Consider the following 16,447-nt stretch of genomic DNA (forward strand, 5'->3'; position numbering starts at 1 on the left):
GAGATCATCGGAATCAGCACAGGACGCGGCTACGCGGCTTGATGGAGCGCCTTGCCCGGCGCATGCGCGTCGCGCCGGTGTGGGAGAGCGGCCAGGGCCCGCTGGAAAATTCCGACATTCCGGCCGGGTATACCTACCTCCTGCAGCTCGTGGCACACGACCTCGTGCAGACGTCATTCCCGATATCGGAGCTCGAAAATACCGCGACCGCCGTACGCAATGACCGAGCCTACCGGTTGAAGCTGCATACGATCTACGGCGGGGGGCCGGAGGTGCGGGATCAAAGGCGGCAAGCCCGTCCTTGATCAGGCCCTGCCGGAGACGATCAAGCGAGGTCTCGAATTGCGAGAAATACTCGACCCCTTCCCCGATGCAGGATTCCCCGATCAGGCAGACATCCCTGTTGACGGTGTCGCCCTTCAACCCTCGCAGCGGCGGCTTCCAGGCCCGGCGGCCCGAGTTGATCGGTCCGCGGGTTGTGAGCCCGCGGCCACATGGTCGAGTTAACCATCAGCCATCGATCAGCGGGCAACCTTGGGTTGTTCTCGTTTCCGGCTTTTCCGTCGTTCGACCGCGTAGCGCCCCGGCGAAAATGCCTCGGGCTCATACAACAAGCTGACTGATGCACGATATCCGTTCCAGTCCGCTTCCTTCATCCCCATTTCAGCATCCCCAACGGATGCGATACCGTCCAGCTCTTCGCAGCGCATTGTCTCGTCCGAGAAGCACCGTTCATGCACCGGCTTGACTTGAAACAATGGCCGGCTCCTGGAAATGAAGATCTCTCTGCCGGTCGTGATCAGCTGCACGTTGATGAAAAGAGGCCGACAATTATTCGCCTCGACGATTGCTTCATATGGGACGTAGTCACTGGAGCTGCGCAAATTGCACGTTGGGCCCACACTCAGCCCCCAACCCTTTGCCGTCGTAACCAGCAATCCCGACCATATTTGCAAAACGCCCGGATGAAACAACCCGGTGACGAGCGGGGGCCAATTCTTCTTCATATCCGGAGGCGCGAACTTGCCCCAGTAGTCGATGAATGTCGGGTCAACATCGCTCACGACATCATAGGGGACCGCATCCAGCGGACACCATTCTCCGTTCCTCGCCAGCAAGATCTGGGTCCCGTCCCATAACGCCCGGATATCGCACGGGGGAAAGATGTACCAGCCGAAGGAGGATGCCGTCCGAATTGCTTCGCAGTACTGGAATGCGGCCGTGGGCAGCGTTCCCAAAGCGGACGCGTCGGCGCGAAGCGGCCCGGGTGAACTCAGCAGTGCCTTCCGGAAGACCACGATAGGCGTTCTGGTCGCCGCTTCAGTTTCCATCTTCTTCGCTCTCGCTCACGAGCGCGACGCAGCCCAGCTAAGACATGTTGGGATGACCCAGGCTGCGTCCCACGGCGCTTGACTTACTTGGCCGCCACACTCGACGCCGGTTTCTGCCGGTTCGTTGTCGCGCCCTTCTTCAGGTGCTTGGCGATCTTGACGGGCATATTTCCGCCGTAGCCCATACCGACCGCAGCTCTCATCGGATTAGAGGGCTTCCGTTCAGAACGTTTTCCCATTGCGTGCTCCTGTCTGAGAACGTCGCCCAAAAGTGGCGACTTCCGAGTTATACGGGCCGCTCAAGAACAAGTCAATTTCAGGTTGAATCAATCGACGCACACTTAATACGCACGCTATGGTTGTTACACGTAGGATCGCGGCCACGCCGAGCCGCGATCCGCCCCGGTCGCATTCCAAGCTCTGTAGACGACCTCGCTCCCTAATCCAGCTTGATGTTCGCCGCCTCGATCACCTTCTTCCAGCGCGCCGTCTCGGAGACGATGTAGGCGGAGAACGGCTCGGAATCCACCGCGACCGCGGTCGCACCAAGCTCGGCCATCTTCTGCACCGTCTCCGGCTGCCGCATGAAGGCGCGGATTTCGGCCGAGAGCTTTTCGACGATCGACTTCGGCGTGCCCGCGGGGACGAAGAAGCCGTGCCAGGCCACGGCCTCGAAGCCCGGTAGGAACTCGGCAACCGCGGGGGCTTCGCGATCGAAGTCGGCGCGCTTGGGCGTTGCGGTCGCCAGCATCGCGAGCTGGCCGGTCTTCACCTGCGGCAGCAGCAGCGGCACATTGTCGAAGGCGAGATCGATCTGGCCGCTGAGCAGGTCCGTCAGCATCTGGCTCGACCCCTTGTAGGGCACGTGCACCATTTTGGTGCCGGTCATCTGCTGGAACAGTTCGCCGGCCAGATGCTGCGAGGTGCCGACGCCGGCGGAGCCGAACGAGACCTTGTCGGGGTTCGCCTTCAGATAGGCGATCAGTTCCGGCACGGTGCGCGCCTTGATCTTGTTGGGGTTCACCACGAGCACATTGGGCACGACGCTGATCTGGGCGACCGGTACCAGATCGTTGTCCGGCTGGTAACCCAGCTTCGGGCCGTAGAGCGACGGATTGATCGCGAGCGCGGAGGTGCTGGCAAGGCCGAGCGTGATGCCGTCAGGCGCCGACTTCGCCAGCCGCGTGACGCCGAGGATCGAGCCCGCGCCGCCCACATTCTCGACCACGAAGGGCTTGCCGAATTTCGTCTGCAAATGGTTCGAGACCATACGCGCGAAGATATCGGCCGTGCCGCCGGCGGCGAAGGGGACGATCACCGTCACCTGCTTGGACGGATAGCCATCCTGCGCTTTCGCCGGCGACGTCGCCAGCAGCATGACTGAGGCAAGAGCAAGCCACATCGATCTCATCGAAGTTTCCTCTGTTTCACTGTGTTGTTGATTGGTGCCGCGGACCGCGGGAGACGACTAGAACGCGACCTCGTACATGTTGAGGATCGCATCCCGGCTCAAATCGCGCGGACTGTTGTCGAGCAGGCGGCGAATCGCGTGCGCCTCGTCCGCCATCACGCCGAGATCGTTTCTGGGCACGCCGAGCGCGGACAGCTGCATCTCGATGCCGAGATCCTTGCAGAACTCATAGCTGGCATCGAATGCAAGCTCGGGATCATTGCGTTCCGGCAGCCCCAGTGCACCCAGCACGGCGACTGTCTTCTCTTCCACCGCCGGCATGTTGAAAGCGAGCGTGTGCGGGAAGATCACCGCGCAGGCGAGGCCGTGCGCAACGTGATGGCGCGTGCCGAGCGGATAGGCCACGGCGTGGCCCGCCGTCGTATTCACCGGCCCGAGGCAATAGCCGCCATAAAGCGAGGCCAGTGACAGGCCGGCGCGTGCCTCGCGGTCGCTGCCATCGGTGACCGCGCGCTTGAGATAGCGTCCGACCAGCCGTGCGCCTTCGAGCGCATAGAGGTCGATCGTCGGATGCGACTTGCGGCTTGTGTAGGCCTCGACGCAATGCGCCAAGGCGTCGACGCCGGTCGCCGCAGTCACCTCCTTCGGCACGGTCATCGTCAGGTCCGGATCGACGATGGCGATGTCGGCCAGCATGAAGCGGCTCTGCACTGCCTGCTTGTTCTGGCTGACGGGATCGGTGACCAGTGCGCGGGTGCCGGCCTCGCTGCCGGTGCCCGATGTGGTCGGGATCTGCATCAGTGCCACGTTGCGTCCGGCCACCTTTTCGGGCCCGACGATGTCGGCGAATGCCACCTCGTTCGTGCACATCACCGCGACCAGCTTGGCCAAATCCATCGCACTGCCGCCGCCGAAGCCGACGACGAGATCGGGCTGGGCGTCTTTCGCCATCGCCACCGCCTTCTCGAGATTGGGCAGATCCGGCTCAGGCTTGACCTCGCCGAACACTTTCACCGTCCCCGGCAGCGCCAGCGTGTCGACACGGCGCGCGTTGAACGGGTCCGCGATCACCAGCGGCCGCCTGGCGCCGATCCGCTCGGCGAAGCGCGCCGCGGCACTAATCGTGCCGTTGCCAAATTCCAGGATGGTGGGACGTTGGATTTCGATAGGTGTGAAGGCGTTGGTCATCGTGCGCTCGATCTCATGATTTGGCGGCGGAGGCGCCCGCGGCGAGCTGCTCGGCGTAATCGATGGCCTCGATCAGGCTGTGCTCGTTGGCAATGCCCTTGCCGGCGATGTCGAAGGCGGTGCCGTGATCGACCGAGGTGCGGATGATCGGCAGGCCCAGCGTGATGTTGACGCCGGAAAGCTCCTGCCAGCGGCCCGTCGCCGGATCGACCTGGAAGCCGAGCAGCTTGACGGGGATGTGCCCCTGGTCGTGATACATCGCGACCGCGGCATCGAACTGGCCGGCACGCAGCTTGACGAAAATGGTGTCGCCCGGCACCGGGCCGACGACGTCGAGGCCATCGGCGACCGCTTTCGCGATCGTCGGGGCCGATACGTCGATATCTTGTCTGCCGAACAGGCCGCCCTCGCCGGCATGCGGATTGAGCGCGGCGATTGCGATCTTCGGCTTGGCAATGCCGAGCCGGCGCAAGGCGTCGTTGGTGAGATCGATCACCATGCGCAGCCGCTCCGGCGTCAGGCGCTTCGGCACGTCCTCCAGCGCGACATGGGTCGAGACATGGCTGACGCGCATGTTGCCATGAGCAAGCAGCATCACCGAGCCGCGCACACCGGTGAGATGCGCCAGCATCTCGGTATGGCCAGGGAAATGATAGCCGGCCTTGTTGAGGGCCTCCTTGTTGAGCGGAGCGGTGACGATGGCCGCGGTCCGGCCGGCCTGCGTCAGGCGCACGCCCTGCTCGATCGCCTTGTAGGCAAAGCGACCGCCATCCGCACTGAGCACGCCGGGCTTGATCGGATCGCCTTCAACGTCGGCTTGCAGGTAGCAGAGATTGGGCCATTCGCGATCGTCGGCCGTCACCTCCGGGATCGCAAGGTCTGCGCCAAGCGCGGCCTTGGTGCCTTCCAGCGCCGCGCCGCTGCCGATGACGAGCAGGCGCAGATCGCCCTTCGCGATCCGCTCCTTCAGCCCGACGCACGCCTTGATGATGATCTCCGGCCCGATCCCGGCGGGATCGCCCATGGTGATGGCAAGATGACGAGAGGTCATGTCGGACTCTCCATGCTGAGCAGATGATTGTCCCGGAGCAGGTCACGCCACAGCCCGCTGGGACCGAATGCGCCGGATTTCGAGATGACGTCGACGCCGGCCCAGCGCCCGCCTTGCAGGATCGAGCACGGCAATCCGGGAACGATACGTCCCGTCACCTGGAGGGCATGCGCGCCAAGGGCAACGCATGCAGCCTTCAAGGTCTCACCGCCGGCGACGATCAGCGTGCCGGGCGGATCGAGCGCCGCGATCAGCGACGCCATTTCGTGCGCGATCCGCCGCGCCGCTTCAGTGCGTGACAGGCCTTCGGCGAGAGAGAATTTGACCATCGCGACGCGATCGTTGCCCAGCTTGCGCTGGACGCGCGTCGCGCCCTCAGCTTCCGCAAGCTCAATCGTCGCTGCGCTGCACTCAGCCAGCTGAGAGGCGGTCGCCGGTTGGTCGGAGCCGAACAGCCCCAGCACCGGCAACTTCAGTTGGCTCGGCGCATCGGCACGGTGGCTGCGCGCCAGCGCGCCGGCCAATCCACCGCTTCCGCACCACAGCACGGGCCCGGGCATGCGCCGTGCCATCTCGACGACACGATCGAGGTCAATGTCGCTCTCGGCATCGAATACCTGGACACCGCCTTGCGACAGCGTATCAGCCTGTCCCCGCCGCGCTTCGATGCCGTCCTGTCTCAATTGATCCAGCAAATTGTCGCCGACCCGATGCCACTCGCCTTGCACCGTGCGTGCGAATTGCTGGCCGCCTGAGGTGCGGCGTCCCTGATAATCGAAGGCGGGCGCGACCACGCAGGAGGCCCAATGACCGCTGCGCAGGCAGGCGCCGAGCTCGGCTGCCCAGGCACCACGCAGGAGGCTGTCGACCTTCTTGTAGGCGACCGTCGCTCCCGCAAGCTGCGGCGCCAACCGTTCCACGATCTGGACGCTCTCGGCCTTCGACCGCTCGCGGGTACCGCTGTCGATTGCGAGGCTACCGGAGCCGGACGTCCCGGGTGCCTCCGGCCAAGTGACGTCGAACGGCCCGCACAGGCCGACGAACTCCGCCGCGGTGTCGAGCGCACCGGTCAGATCGTCAGCAAGCAGCCGGACGCTCGTCATCGTCATCTCGCTCCCGCGGAAAAGATCTTGCCGGGATTCATCAGGCCATGCGGATCGAGCAATTGTTTGATGTCGCGCATCAGCTCGATATCGAGGGGATCGGCAACCCGCGCAAGCCTGCCGCGATTGGTGATGCCGATGCCGTGCTCTGCACTGATCGCCCCGCCCTGCGCCGCGGTCTCGTCGTCGACGATCTCGTTGATTTGCGCCACGAGCCTAGCCGTCGCATCCGGATCCCGGCAATGCACGCGATCAATCAGGGCCACGACGTGGATGTTGCCGTCACCGATATGGCCATGCATCACGACGTTCGCATGCGGGACAGCGGCCTTGATCCGGGCTTCAACATTGTTGACGAACGCCGCCTGGCGCTCCAGCGGCACCACGCTGTCATGCGACACCACATAGCCGCTGCGCTTGTTGCCTTCGGACACGCTGTGCCTAACGGCCCAGATCGCCTTCGCCTGGGTCAGATTGGAAGCCAATATGGCGTCGTCAGCGAGCCCGGCTTCCATGGCATCCGCGAGCACCGTGGCCAGCGGCTCATTGAGGTCAACGCCCGCGAGCGTGTCGGTCAGCTCGACGATCAGATACCACGGTGTCGTCAGCTCGAACGGAATGGTAACATGCGGCGCCGTCGCGGCAATCGCCTCGATCTGCGAGCGCGACATGATCTCGAGGCTGCCGAGCCGGTCGCCGACCGCGCCGCGCAGGCGCTGCATGACCTCGAGCGCCTGCTCCACGCCTTGCAGCTTCAACAACGCCAGGGCCGAGCTGCGCGGCGGCGCGAACAGCTTCAGCACTGCCGCGGTGACGATGCCGAGCGTGCCCTCCGCGCCGATGAAGAGCTGCTTGAGCGCATAACCCGTATTGTCCTTGCGCAGTGCGCGCAGGCCATTGAAGACGCGGCCATCAGGCAAGACGACCTCCAGCCCGAGCACGAGATCGCGCGTCGGACCGTAACGCAGCACGGCGGTACCGCCGGCATTGGTCGAGATATTGCCGCCGATCTGGCAGGAGCCCTCGGCGCCGAGGCTCAGGGGAAAATAGCGATCGACGTCGCGCGCCGCGTTCTGAACCTCCGCGAGAATGCAGCCAGCTTCCACCGTGATCGTGTTGGCGAGCGGGCTGACGTCACGCACGGCCCGCATGCGGTCGAGCCGGATCACGACATTGCCCGCGCGATCGTCGGGCGTCGCCGCCCCGCACATGCCGGTGTTGCCGCCCTGCGGCACGATCGCGAGCCGATTTGTGGCGCAGAATTTCACGACGGCGACGACCTCGGCGGTCGAGCCCGGCTTTACCACCGCGACCGCACGGCCGTGATAGCGCCCGCGCCAATCCACCACATAAGGCTCCTGGTCGGGTCCGGACGCGATGATATGCTTGTCGCCGACGATCGCGGCGAGCCCGGCCAACGCATCCTGGAAAGAATCGGACATCGGTTCGTCTCGTCGTCCGGGGCCGAATCTAGACGGTGGCGGCGCCGAATGCCGCAGCATCCGCAAGCAGCTCTTTCACTTGGGCCGGCGGCAGGGATTCCAGCGGCGGCCGCAGGCGCTGCCATCCGGCATGTCCGGTTCGCTTGGCAACGATCGTCTTCAGCGAGGCCATCTGCGGGAAACGCGAGACCAGCTCGCGCGCCTTCACGATGCGCGCCTGCGCCGCCTTGAGCGCCGCATCATCGTCGCTGTCGCGAAAATGCTTGTAGACATAGGCAAGGTCGCGCGCGACGAGATTGGAGGTTGCCGTGATGCAGCCTGCTCCGCCCTTGCGCAACAGCGGCAAGAGCAGTGGATCGGCCCCGACGAGTACCGAAAAGCCGGGGAAACGCTCGACCATCGCGGTCATGTTGGCGAAGTCGCCGGAGGAGTCCTTGATACCAGTGAAGGTCGCCGGATAGGCCTTGCGCAGCCGCTCGATCAGCGCATGCGAGATCGGCTGCGCTGACATCTGCGGGATGTGATAAAGCACGACCTTGAGCCTGGCATCGCCGATGCGCTGCACGACTTCGCTGTAGGACGCGTAGATTCCGTCGTCGCTGACGCCCTTGTAGTAGAACGGCGGCAGCATCACCGCGGTGTCCACGCCGACCGAGAGCGCGTGACGCGTCAGCGCTATGGTCTCGGTGAGCGCGGCAACGCCCGTTCCGGGGAGAAGCCGCTGCGGTGCGATGCCCGCGGCTACCACTGCCTCGAGCAGCGCCATGCGCTCGGCTGCGGAGAAGGAGTTCGCCTCGCCGGTGGTGCCCAGCAGCGCGATGCCGTCGCAGCCTTCGTCCAGCAGGTCACGGCAATGCGCGACGAAGCGCGCATGATCGGGGGCGAGCTCTGCGTCGAGGGGCGTCAACGCGGCGGAGAACACGCCATGAGGGTGCAGCGATGATTTCGACAAACTTCCTCCGATCGTCAAATCGATATTGTTCGGAATGCGAACATTTGTTATGATCTGTCTCGTTGGTAAGATCAGGCTGCCGCCGCGTCAAGGGCAGCTGTCATGGCGGGCATTCGAGGATGGCAAAGGCTGAGAACAGGGCCGCAAAGCGTAAACCTGAAGCCACACCGAAAAATCCAAAGAATTACGTCGCTTCCGTCGGCAAGGCGTTTGCCGTGCTCAAGAGTTTCACCAACGAGGCCTTCGAGCTCACCCTGAGTGAGATTGCCGCACGGGCCGATCTCGATCGCGGGACCGCATTCCGGCTGATCCAGACCCTGATCGAGCTCGGATATCTCCAGGCGGTTCCGCAGAGCCGCCGGTTCCGCCTCGGCGTTGCCTGCCTCGATCTCGGCTACACCGTGCTGTCGCACGGATCGCTCCGGACCATCGTTGAGCCGCTGCTACGCGAGCTCGTGCCTGCGGTAGGCGATGCTGCCTCGCTCGGCATCCTCGACGGCGGCGACGTTATCTATCTTGCCCGCGTCGGTGCCGGCCTCGATCGCCACAAGATGGATCGCCGGCCAGGAACGCGCATCCCGGCCTACAGCGCTGCGCTCGGCCACGTCATGCTGGCGCATCTGGCGCGCGATGAGCAGATCGCGCGGCTTGAGTTGCGCCCCCGTGTAAAACTGTCGGAGCGAACGCTCACCGACCTCGACGCCCTGCTCGCCCGGCTCGATCAGGTGAAGAAGAAGGGCCATGCCGTCTCCGACGGCGAGAACGCCTATGGCCTGCGCACGCTGGCAACGCCGATCTTCGACGCGCAGGGTCTGGTGATCGCCGGATTGAGCGTCACCGTCGATGCGATGCGGATGGACATGGCGGCCTTCCGCGATCAGGCGCTGCCGCGGCTGGTGCAGGTGACGAGCCAGGCGCAGGAGATCGCAATCAAGTCAGGATTGTCGAGCTGAGCGCGCTCGCGGCGACTAGATCACGAGACGGTCGAAGTCGGCGGCGATCCGGCTGTTCGGAAAGATCCTTGTCGCCTCCGCCAGGATCTCCTCGTCTTCGTAACGCCCTGACATATGGGTCAGCACGAGCTGCCCGACGTTATTCGCGGCCGCGAAGGAAGCCGCCTCTGCCGCGGTAAGGTGGCCGTAACTCCGCGCGGTCGGCGCGTCGCGATCGAGGAAGGTCGCCTCGATCACCATCATGTCGGCGTCGGCTAACTATTGCGACAGCCCCTCGGTGGTCTCGGTGTCGCCGATCACGACGAGCTTGCTGCCGCCGCTCGGTGGGCTGAGGACGTCTTCCGGATCGATGGTTCGGTTGGCAAGCACGATCGGTCGGCCCGCAGCCAACTCGCCGCGCATCGGTCCGTCCGGGACACCGAGCGCCGCGAGACGATCGGCCCGAAGATGGCGCCGCGCGGGACTCTTGAAGACGAAACCAAAGCTATCGGTGTCGCGGTGGCGGACCGGAAAGCAGTCGATGGTGAAGTCGCCGGCGTCGATGACCTGCCCTTCGGTCAGAGCTACGAATTCCACCGCGATCGGCGCCCTGCCCACGCCCCACAGGCCTGCGAGCATGCGGATGACGATGTCGAGCGTGCCTTTCCCACCGTGAATTGTCATCACGTCGGAGGTCTGCCGTAGGCCCAGGGTCGAGAACAGGCCGGGGATGCCGAGCACGTGGTCGAGATGGGCGTGCGTCAGCAGGATGCGATCGAGCCGCCGAAAGCCGACGCCGCTGCGCAGCAACTGGCGCTGCGTGCCCTCGCCGCAATCAATCAGGACACGCTTGCCTGCGGCTTCCACGAGGAGCGCCGGATGGTTGCGCTCCGCTGAGGGAACGCTCGCCGATGTCCCGAGAAATGTCAGGGCGAACATGGTCGTCACGAATCCGGAAGTTGGCCGAGGCCTCTCATCCGGCCGGCCTCACCGCCCCCAATGCCACGTGAGCAGCAGCGCGTACAGGGCCATCGACGCGGCGTAGAGCGCGGCAAGCAGCGCGTAGCCTGCGATCTGGCGACTGATCGCCGCCTTCGGCGCCATCCACCAGTCGAGCGCCTTGAAGGCGGCCGGCACGAGCCACCAGCCGAGCAGCTGGGTGCTGACGAGATTGCCGACGAACAGCGACAGCCAGATCGGCACGCCATGGCTGTCGATCAGCGGCCTGCTGATGAAATAACCCCAGAGGTAGACCACGGGATAGAGCACCAGGAGAACGATCAGGTTGCTCTTCCAGATAAAGCCCGACCCTTGTTCCGGAGCCGGCGCTTTACCGGCCGGGAACCAGAAATTGAAGCCGTAACTCGCCCGCTTCACGTTCATGCCGGCGTTGAAGCGCGCGCCCTCCTTGAGCAGCGTTTGTCGCAAGGGCGAGTCGAGCCACGCATTGAGATTGGCATCGCTGTTGAACGACAGGATGATGATCCATTCGTCATGCAGTCCCGGAATCGGCCGCTCGATCTTGTGACGCAAAAATCCCTTGAACTCGGCCTCGGCGGCCTGGATGCGCTGCTGCCATTTCAGGAACGCGTCCTCCAGCCCGTCGGGGACCTTGAAGGAGATGACGGCGGACACCGCATTGTCGCGCTGGACGCCGGTGTCGGGCAGGATGTGAACGTCCTCCGAACCGACAAAGAAGCGCTGAACCTCGGCGATCAGCTTCGCCCGCACCTCGCTCTGCAGCCAGGCGCGCGCGGCGGCTGGGCTCGCAAAGCGCAGGATCGTCACCCAATCCACATGCGCGGGCGGCTGCGGCGGCACCACCTCCTGGCCGAGAAAGCCGGGCCAGGCCTTGAGCACCTCGCCAACCTCACCGTTCCACCGTGCGAACGCAACAAAGCCGTCGTCGGCAATGCGGCGCTGGATGACGAGAGCGACCGGCTGGCCGGCTGTGTCAGGAGATGCACTCATTGGCAGACGTCCGCCTCAGCCCTTCTTGTAGAGACGCTTGCCCATCACCCAGGTCTCGTCGACGCAGCGATCGTCGCCGACCATCATGACGGCAAACAGCATGCTCGCGGCCTCATCCATCGTGCGCGGGCCAGCGCCGTCGGCGATCAGCGACTGATGCCACGCTTGTGCGACCTGCCCGCCGTTCGGATCGAGTGCCACGAAATCGGCCTCTTTGCCAGGCTCGAAATTTCCGAGCTTGTCGTCGATGTAGAGGCCTTCGGCCCCGCCGAGCGTGATCGACCAGAAGCCGCGATAGGGCGAGAGCTTGTTGCGCTCGGCTTCGGCGAGGTCCTTGCGCGCCGGATCGATGCTGCCGTCGAGCAGCGTGTTGTTGCACATGCCGACCTTGTAGGCGTCATCCAGCACAGAGATCATGGAGAAGCGATTGCCGCCACCGACGTCGGTGCCGAACGACATCTTGACGCGATGCTCAGGATCGGTGGCGCGGCCAAGCCGGAACAGGCCGCTGCCGAGGAACAGGTTCGAGCACGGGCAGAACACCACCGCCGCGCCCTTCTTCGACATGCGACGGAACTCGTTGTTCGAGAGATAGACGCCGTGGCCGCCGGAGAACTTTGGACCGACCAGATCAAACTTCTCGTAGACGCCGAGATAGTCCTGGCAGTCCGGATGCTCGACCAGCACGCCGCTGCATTCGGCCGGGTTTTCGGAGATGTGGGTGTTGACCCAGCAGTCCGGGTGCTCGTGCTTGAGGCGCTGGCACGCTCTCAGCAATTCCGGTGAGGCGCCGAAGGCAAAGCGCGGCGTGATGGCGTAGAGGTTGCGGCCCTTGTTGTGGTACTGCGCAATCAGCCGCTTGCTGTCGCGATAGAAATTATCGGGGGTATCGATGAAATCGGCCGGCGCGTTGCGATCGATGCCGGTGAGGCCCGCGATGACGCGCATGTTGCGGCGGGCCGCTTCCTCGAACAATTCCTCGGTTGAAACAGGCGAGGAACTCGTGAAGGCTTGGCAGGTAGTGGTGCCGGACGCGAGCAGCGCGTCGAGGAAACGCTTCACGCCCTCGCGCGCGTAGTTGCGATCCCGGTATTTGAGCTCTTCCGGATAGACCCACTTCTGGAGCCACGGCAGGAGCTGCTCGCCATAGGCTCCTAACACGCGGGTCTGCGGCAGATGGATGTGGCCGTCGATGAAGCCGGGGACGATGATGCGGTCTTTGATATGGGTGATCGCGACACCCGGATGCGCGGCGGAGACCTTGTCATAAGGGCCGAACGCCTTGATCACGCCGTCAGTGACGACCATGAGGCCATCCTGGTGAAAGCGCGCGGAGGCCTGCTCGTTGCCGATGTGCTTCCAGGGATCGTCGACGAAGTCGAAGAACGTGCCGCGAATGCCGACGGTGGTCATGAACTGTTTCCTTCCTTAAGATTGTGTGGCCTGCCGCGCAGCGGGCAGCGAGATCGCAAGCAACGTGCCGGCAACAGTGCAGAGGCCGAGATAGAGCCATCCAATCGGCGCCTGCGTCGCCTCGGGCAGCACCGCCGCGATCGCCATGGCACCGCTCACCGCGAGATAGCAGAGCGCGCTGATGAGGCCGCCGATCAGGCCGTGGTCGCGCTCGAACAGGCCGAGCGCCATGCCGTACATCATCGGGCAAAGAACGCCGCAGCCGCCGAGCACCAGCGCGCCGCCGATCGCGATCGACATGAAATCGAGTCCGAGGGTCATGCCTGTTACGGTCAACACCGCCGCACCAGCAAGAAACAGCGCGAAGGCACCGAATCCCAACATGCGGGCCGGCATGAAGCGCGCGAAATGCGCGCAGCCGAGTTCGCCGGCGAGATTGACGCCGCCAAGGCCGAGCGCGACGAGGCCGTAGATGGCCGCCGAATAGCCGAGACCGGTCTGGTAGAAGAACGGCGCGACGACGCCGAACGCCAGTTGCGCGCTGGCGGCTGCGGCAAACACCAGCACAAAGGCGAGGAAGCCCGGACGGACAAGCGTTTCACGAAGAATGCCGGCGGTGCGGCGCGGATCGAACGGCGCGCGCCGCTCGGCCGGCAAGGTTTCGGGCAGAAGAAATACGACGATCGTGGCGACGATCGCAGCGGCGATGGCGATGACGACGAAGACGCCGCGCCACGAGGTCAGCTCGACGATGAAGCCACCGGCTGCCGGCGCCAGCACCGGCGCAAGCCCCCATGCTGCGCCAAGCAGACCGGAGATGGCGGTGAGCTCGCGGCCGCGGAAGCAATCAGCGGCGACCGCATAGGCGACGACGAGACAAGTGCAGCCGCCGATGCCTTGCAGGAAGCGCAAGCCCAGCAACAGCGAGGCGCTGGTGGCGAGCGCGCAGGCAATGCTCATCGCGATCAGCACCGACAGCCCTACGAGCAGGACGTTGCGGCGGCCGAGCGTATCGGAGGCGATGCCGACCGGCACCAGCGCCAGACTCATCCCGAGCATGTAGGCGGTGACAGTGTTCTGCATCGACGCCGCGTCGGCAGCGAGATCCACCACCATCTGCGGCAGGCCAGGCGTATAGGCATCGAGCGGAATCTGGCTGAAGGGCACGACGCACAACAGGATCGGCACGATCCCACCCCTGGCGCGACCGGCGTCCGAAGCAAGTGCAGTCATGGCTTACGCCCCCTCGATGTCCGCAGGCTCCGTCTTTTCGTGCGCGCAATGAGAGGCGACGATGCAGGTTGCGGATATTGACGCGCGGAGCGTGCCAGAACTGTGTGTAGAAACTCTTAGGAGGTGCCGTGGTGATACGTAATCCGACAGCTGATGCTATGGCTGGGGAGCGCGCCAACAAAAAAATGCGAAAACAACCCCATGCAAAGTACAAATCATTGAAAAATTTCCATCCCGCCGCCGCGCGAACCTTGTCAGCGCGGACGTTTGACACGTCGGGCAAAACAGGCGCAGGATTGCGGGATCACCAGTTGTGAATTCGTCGTCGAGCCGCCGTCATTAACCGTTCGGAAGGCATCGCTGTTTCGAATCCCGGCCGCGAAATACAGGGAGATCGTGATGCAGCGAGGACCGGCCGCAGGTGTCGCTGACTTGGATTACGGCTCGATCAGCGCGCTTCTGAGCGCGCTGCACGCTCGCAAGATATCGGCATCAGAGTTGCTCGAGCACACCATCGCGCGCATCGAGGCGCTCGATCCGCAGATCAACGCGATCATCGTTCGCGATTTCGATCGCGCCAGAGACGCCGCCCGCGCTGCCGATGCCGCGCTTGGCCGCGGCGAGCGGCGGCCGCTGCTCGGCATCCCCACGACCTTGAAAGAACCGTTCAACGTCGCCGGCCTGCCGACGACATGGGGCTTTCCGCATTTCAGGGATTTTCAACCGGCGGAGGACGCCCTTATCGTCTCGCGGTTGAAGGCGGCGGGCGCCGTCATCATCGGCAAGACCAACATCCCGATCGGCCTCAGGGATTTCCAGAGCTACAACCAGATCCACGGGACGACGAACAACCCATGGGATCTCGGCCGCTCGCCCGGTGGCTCCTCGGGCGGATCGGGCGCCGCGCTGGCCGCGGGCTTCGGTCCGCTCTCGATCGGCTCGGACATCGGGGGCTCGATCCGGGTCCCTGCGCATTTCTGCGGCGTGTTTGGACACAAGCCGAGCCTCGGCCTGGTCCCGCTGCGCGGATACAGCTTGCCACCGGCACCGCCCGTCCCCGGCCAGGGCGATCTCGCCGTCATCGGGCCGATGACGCGCACCGCCTCGGACCTCGCATTGTCGCTTGACGTGATTGCCGGCCCCGACGAGATGCGCGACGGCGTCGGCTATCGCCTTTTGCTGCCGGCTGCTCGACATGAGCAGCTCAGGGATTTCAGGATCCTCGTGATCGATACGCACCCCCTGATGCCGACGGGTGACGCCGTGCGTTCCGCCATCGGACGACTGGCGGAACGGCTCGAGCGATTTGGTGCACGGGTCGCGCGCTCAAGTTCGTCGCTGCCCGACCTCGCCGAATCCGCGCGGCTCTACATGAAGCTGTTGAACGCCGCGCGAAGTCCGCGCCTGATACCGGCCGCACTCGCAGAGGCGCAAGGCGTTGCCGCGGTGCTCTCGCCCGACGATCGCAGCCTGGAGGCCGAGCGCACCCGCGGCTGGGGCATGATCCATCGCGAGTGGCTCGCGACCGACGCGGCACGCCTACAGCTTCAGCAACGCTGGTACGAGCTGTTCCGCGACTTCGACGCGGTGATCTACCCGGCCGCTGCTGTGCCGGCCTTTCCACACGATCAATCCGAGCCGTTCGACGCGAGGCAACTCGATATCGATGGAACGCTCTACAACTACGCCGATGCCTGCTTCATCTGGGCAGACCCCGCCTCGACCTGCGGACTCCCGGCGACCGCCGTGCCAATCGAGCGCGCGCCTTCGGGCCTGCCGATCGGCGTGCAGATCATCGGGCCGTATCTGGAGGACCGCACGACGATCGCGCTGGCCGAACTGCTCGAGCGCGAGTTCGGCGGCTTCGTCCCGCCGCCGGCGCTGTCTGCAATGCAATCTGCGAGATAGCTACGTTCCGTCAGCCGACTGTGCCTCGACCGCCTGCACGGCGACGCTCGCGACCTGCCGCAGTGCTTCGCGATCCGCACCTGAGGACGCCATCACGCCCATACCGACTGACACGGCCGAGACATAGCGCGCGAGCGCGGCAGGATCCGAACTCTCCTTCAGATCGCCCTCGGCCTTGGCGCGGATGAAACGGTCGCGGAGCTGGTCCTCGTTCTGGGCGCGGCGGGCGGCGAGCTCGAAGGGGACGTTCTCGGAGCCGGTGCCGCAGGCGATGCCGCCTTGCACGAGCAGGCAGCCCGGCGGCGGATTGGCGGGATCGGTCTGCTTGTCGGCGATACCCATCAGCATGCGCTCGGCGACGGCGCGGGCGGTCGGCGCTGCCACCACCTCGTCCATCCAGGCGCCGCGCAGCTTGGTGTAGCGGTCGAGCGCGGCCTTCAGCAGGCCTTCCTTGTTGCCGAAGCAGGCGCGAGTTCGGCGGCTTCGTCCCGCCGCCGGCGCTGTCTGCAATG

The 16,447-nt window shown here is 64.7% G+C and carries 15 protein-coding genes and 1 pseudogene; 3 read left to right on the forward strand and 13 right to left on the reverse strand.

The window, feature by feature from the left end:
• Nucleotides 1-41 precede the first annotated feature (41 nt).
• Nucleotides 42-305, forward strand: a complete 264-nt coding sequence (locus P6U29_RS24965; protein WP_407112756.1) for a hypothetical protein — start codon at nucleotides 42-44, stop codon at nucleotides 303-305.
• Nucleotides 306-521: 216 nt separating this feature from the next.
• On the opposite strand, the gene P6U29_RS24970 is transcribed toward P6U29_RS24965, so the two are convergent.
• From P6U29_RS24970 to P6U29_RS25005, 8 genes are all read right to left on the reverse strand, one after another.
• Nucleotides 522-1,331: a hypothetical protein gene (locus P6U29_RS24970; protein ID WP_407112757.1), complete on the reverse strand. Its 810-nt coding sequence runs from the start codon at nucleotides 1,329-1,331 to the stop codon at nucleotides 522-524.
• An 83-nt stretch (nucleotides 1,332-1,414) separates the two neighbouring features.
• Nucleotides 1,415-1,570, reverse strand: a complete 156-nt coding sequence (locus P6U29_RS24975; protein ID WP_407112758.1) for a hypothetical protein — start codon at nucleotides 1,568-1,570, stop codon at nucleotides 1,415-1,417.
• A gap of 200 nt (nucleotides 1,571-1,770) precedes the next feature.
• A complete protein-coding gene (locus tag P6U29_RS24980; RefSeq protein WP_407112759.1) occupies nucleotides 1,771-2,742 on the reverse strand; it encodes a Bug family tripartite tricarboxylate transporter substrate binding protein in 972 nt (323 codons plus the stop codon).
• Nucleotides 2,743-2,799: 57 nt separating this feature from the next.
• Nucleotides 2,800-3,930, reverse strand: a complete 1,131-nt coding sequence (locus P6U29_RS24985) for an iron-containing alcohol dehydrogenase (RefSeq protein WP_407112760.1) — start codon at nucleotides 3,928-3,930, stop codon at nucleotides 2,800-2,802.
• 13 nt (nucleotides 3,931-3,943) lie between these two features.
• Nucleotides 3,944-4,981, reverse strand: coding sequence for a 4-hydroxythreonine-4-phosphate dehydrogenase PdxA (pdxA, locus tag P6U29_RS24990; RefSeq protein ID WP_407112761.1), 1,038 nt, complete (start codon nucleotides 4,979-4,981; stop codon nucleotides 3,944-3,946).
• Entirely contained in the window at nucleotides 4,978-6,084 is a 1,107-nt protein-coding gene (locus P6U29_RS24995; protein ID WP_407112762.1) for a four-carbon acid sugar kinase family protein, read from the reverse strand. Before P6U29_RS24995 ends, pdxA begins: the two co-directional genes overlap by 4 nt.
• A 2-nt stretch (nucleotides 6,085-6,086) precedes the next feature.
• Complete coding sequence (locus P6U29_RS25000; RefSeq protein WP_407112763.1) at nucleotides 6,087-7,526, reverse strand: FAD-binding oxidoreductase; 1,440 nt, start codon at nucleotides 7,524-7,526, stop codon at nucleotides 6,087-6,089.
• 28 nt (nucleotides 7,527-7,554) lie between these two features.
• Complete coding sequence (locus P6U29_RS25005) at nucleotides 7,555-8,478, reverse strand: dihydrodipicolinate synthase family protein (protein WP_407112764.1); 924 nt, start codon at nucleotides 8,476-8,478, stop codon at nucleotides 7,555-7,557.
• 119 nt (nucleotides 8,479-8,597) lie between these two features.
• On the opposite strand from P6U29_RS25005, the gene P6U29_RS25010 reads away from it, so the two are divergent.
• Nucleotides 8,598-9,431: an IclR family transcriptional regulator gene (locus P6U29_RS25010; protein ID WP_407112765.1), complete on the forward strand. Its 834-nt coding sequence runs from the start codon at nucleotides 8,598-8,600 to the stop codon at nucleotides 9,429-9,431.
• A 15-nt stretch (nucleotides 9,432-9,446) separates the two neighbouring features.
• On the opposite strand, the pseudogene rnz reads toward P6U29_RS25010, so the two are convergent.
• The 4 genes and pseudogenes from rnz to P6U29_RS25030 form a co-directional block, all read right to left on the reverse strand.
• Nucleotides 9,447-10,349 (reverse strand): annotated as a pseudogene (gene rnz / locus P6U29_RS25015) (ribonuclease Z).
• 48 nt (nucleotides 10,350-10,397) lie between these two features.
• Complete coding sequence (locus P6U29_RS25020; protein ID WP_407112766.1) at nucleotides 10,398-11,381, reverse strand: antibiotic biosynthesis monooxygenase; 984 nt, start codon at nucleotides 11,379-11,381, stop codon at nucleotides 10,398-10,400.
• A gap of 15 nt (nucleotides 11,382-11,396) precedes the next feature.
• A complete protein-coding gene (guaD, locus tag P6U29_RS25025) occupies nucleotides 11,397-12,794 on the reverse strand; it encodes a guanine deaminase (RefSeq protein ID WP_407112767.1) in 1,398 nt (465 codons plus the stop codon).
• 15 nt (nucleotides 12,795-12,809) lie between these two features.
• Nucleotides 12,810-14,027, reverse strand: coding sequence for a multidrug effflux MFS transporter (locus P6U29_RS25030; protein ID WP_407112768.1), 1,218 nt, complete (start codon nucleotides 14,025-14,027; stop codon nucleotides 12,810-12,812).
• A 399-nt stretch (nucleotides 14,028-14,426) separates the two neighbouring features.
• Between P6U29_RS25030 and P6U29_RS25035 the strand changes: the two genes are divergently transcribed.
• Nucleotides 14,427-15,935 (forward strand): amidase, encoded by a 1,509-nt coding sequence (locus tag P6U29_RS25035; RefSeq protein ID WP_407112769.1) that lies wholly within the window; start codon nucleotides 14,427-14,429, stop codon nucleotides 15,933-15,935.
• Here the strand turns inward: P6U29_RS25035 and P6U29_RS25040 are convergent, their stop codons facing one another.
• Complete coding sequence (locus P6U29_RS25040) at nucleotides 15,936-16,445, reverse strand: TetR/AcrR family transcriptional regulator (protein ID WP_407112770.1); 510 nt, start codon at nucleotides 16,443-16,445, stop codon at nucleotides 15,936-15,938.
• Between the last annotated feature and the right edge of the window lie 2 nt (nucleotides 16,446-16,447).

Origin of the sequence: Bradyrhizobium sp. LMG 9283 (assembly GCF_045571415.1) — a bacterium.
Classification (GTDB): domain Bacteria; phylum Pseudomonadota; class Alphaproteobacteria; order Rhizobiales; family Xanthobacteraceae; genus Bradyrhizobium.

Bases quoted from the DNA above. Each gene is read 5' to 3' on its own strand.
- P6U29_RS24965 (WP_407112756.1), top strand. From the start codon at position 42: ATGGAGCGCCTTGCCCGGCGCATGCGCGTCGCGCCGGTGTGGGAGAGC.
- P6U29_RS24970 (WP_407112757.1), bottom strand. From the start codon at position 1,331: ATGGAAACTGAAGCGGCGACCAGAACGCCTATCGTGGTCTTCCGGAAG.
- P6U29_RS24975 (WP_407112758.1), bottom strand. From the start codon at position 1,570: ATGGGAAAACGTTCTGAACGGAAGCCCTCTAATCCGATGAGAGCTGCG.
- P6U29_RS24980 (WP_407112759.1), bottom strand. From the start codon at position 2,742: ATGAGATCGATGTGGCTTGCTCTTGCCTCAGTCATGCTGCTGGCGACG.
- P6U29_RS24985 (WP_407112760.1), bottom strand. From the start codon at position 3,930: ATGACCAACGCCTTCACACCTATCGAAATCCAACGTCCCACCATCCTG.
- pdxA (WP_407112761.1), bottom strand. From the start codon at position 4,981: ATGACCTCTCGTCATCTTGCCATCACCATGGGCGATCCCGCCGGGATC.
- P6U29_RS24995 (WP_407112762.1), bottom strand. From the start codon at position 6,084: ATGACGAGCGTCCGGCTGCTTGCTGACGATCTGACCGGTGCGCTCGAC.
- P6U29_RS25000 (WP_407112763.1), bottom strand. From the start codon at position 7,526: ATGTCCGATTCTTTCCAGGATGCGTTGGCCGGGCTCGCCGCGATCGTC.
- P6U29_RS25010 (WP_407112765.1), top strand. From the start codon at position 8,598: ATGGCAAAGGCTGAGAACAGGGCCGCAAAGCGTAAACCTGAAGCCACA.
- P6U29_RS25020 (WP_407112766.1), bottom strand. From the start codon at position 11,381: ATGAGTGCATCTCCTGACACAGCCGGCCAGCCGGTCGCTCTCGTCATC.
- guaD (WP_407112767.1), bottom strand. From the start codon at position 12,794: ATGACCACCGTCGGCATTCGCGGCACGTTCTTCGACTTCGTCGACGAT.
- P6U29_RS25030 (WP_407112768.1), bottom strand. From the start codon at position 14,027: ATGACTGCACTTGCTTCGGACGCCGGTCGCGCCAGGGGTGGGATCGTG.
- P6U29_RS25035 (WP_407112769.1), top strand. From the start codon at position 14,427: ATGCAGCGAGGACCGGCCGCAGGTGTCGCTGACTTGGATTACGGCTCG.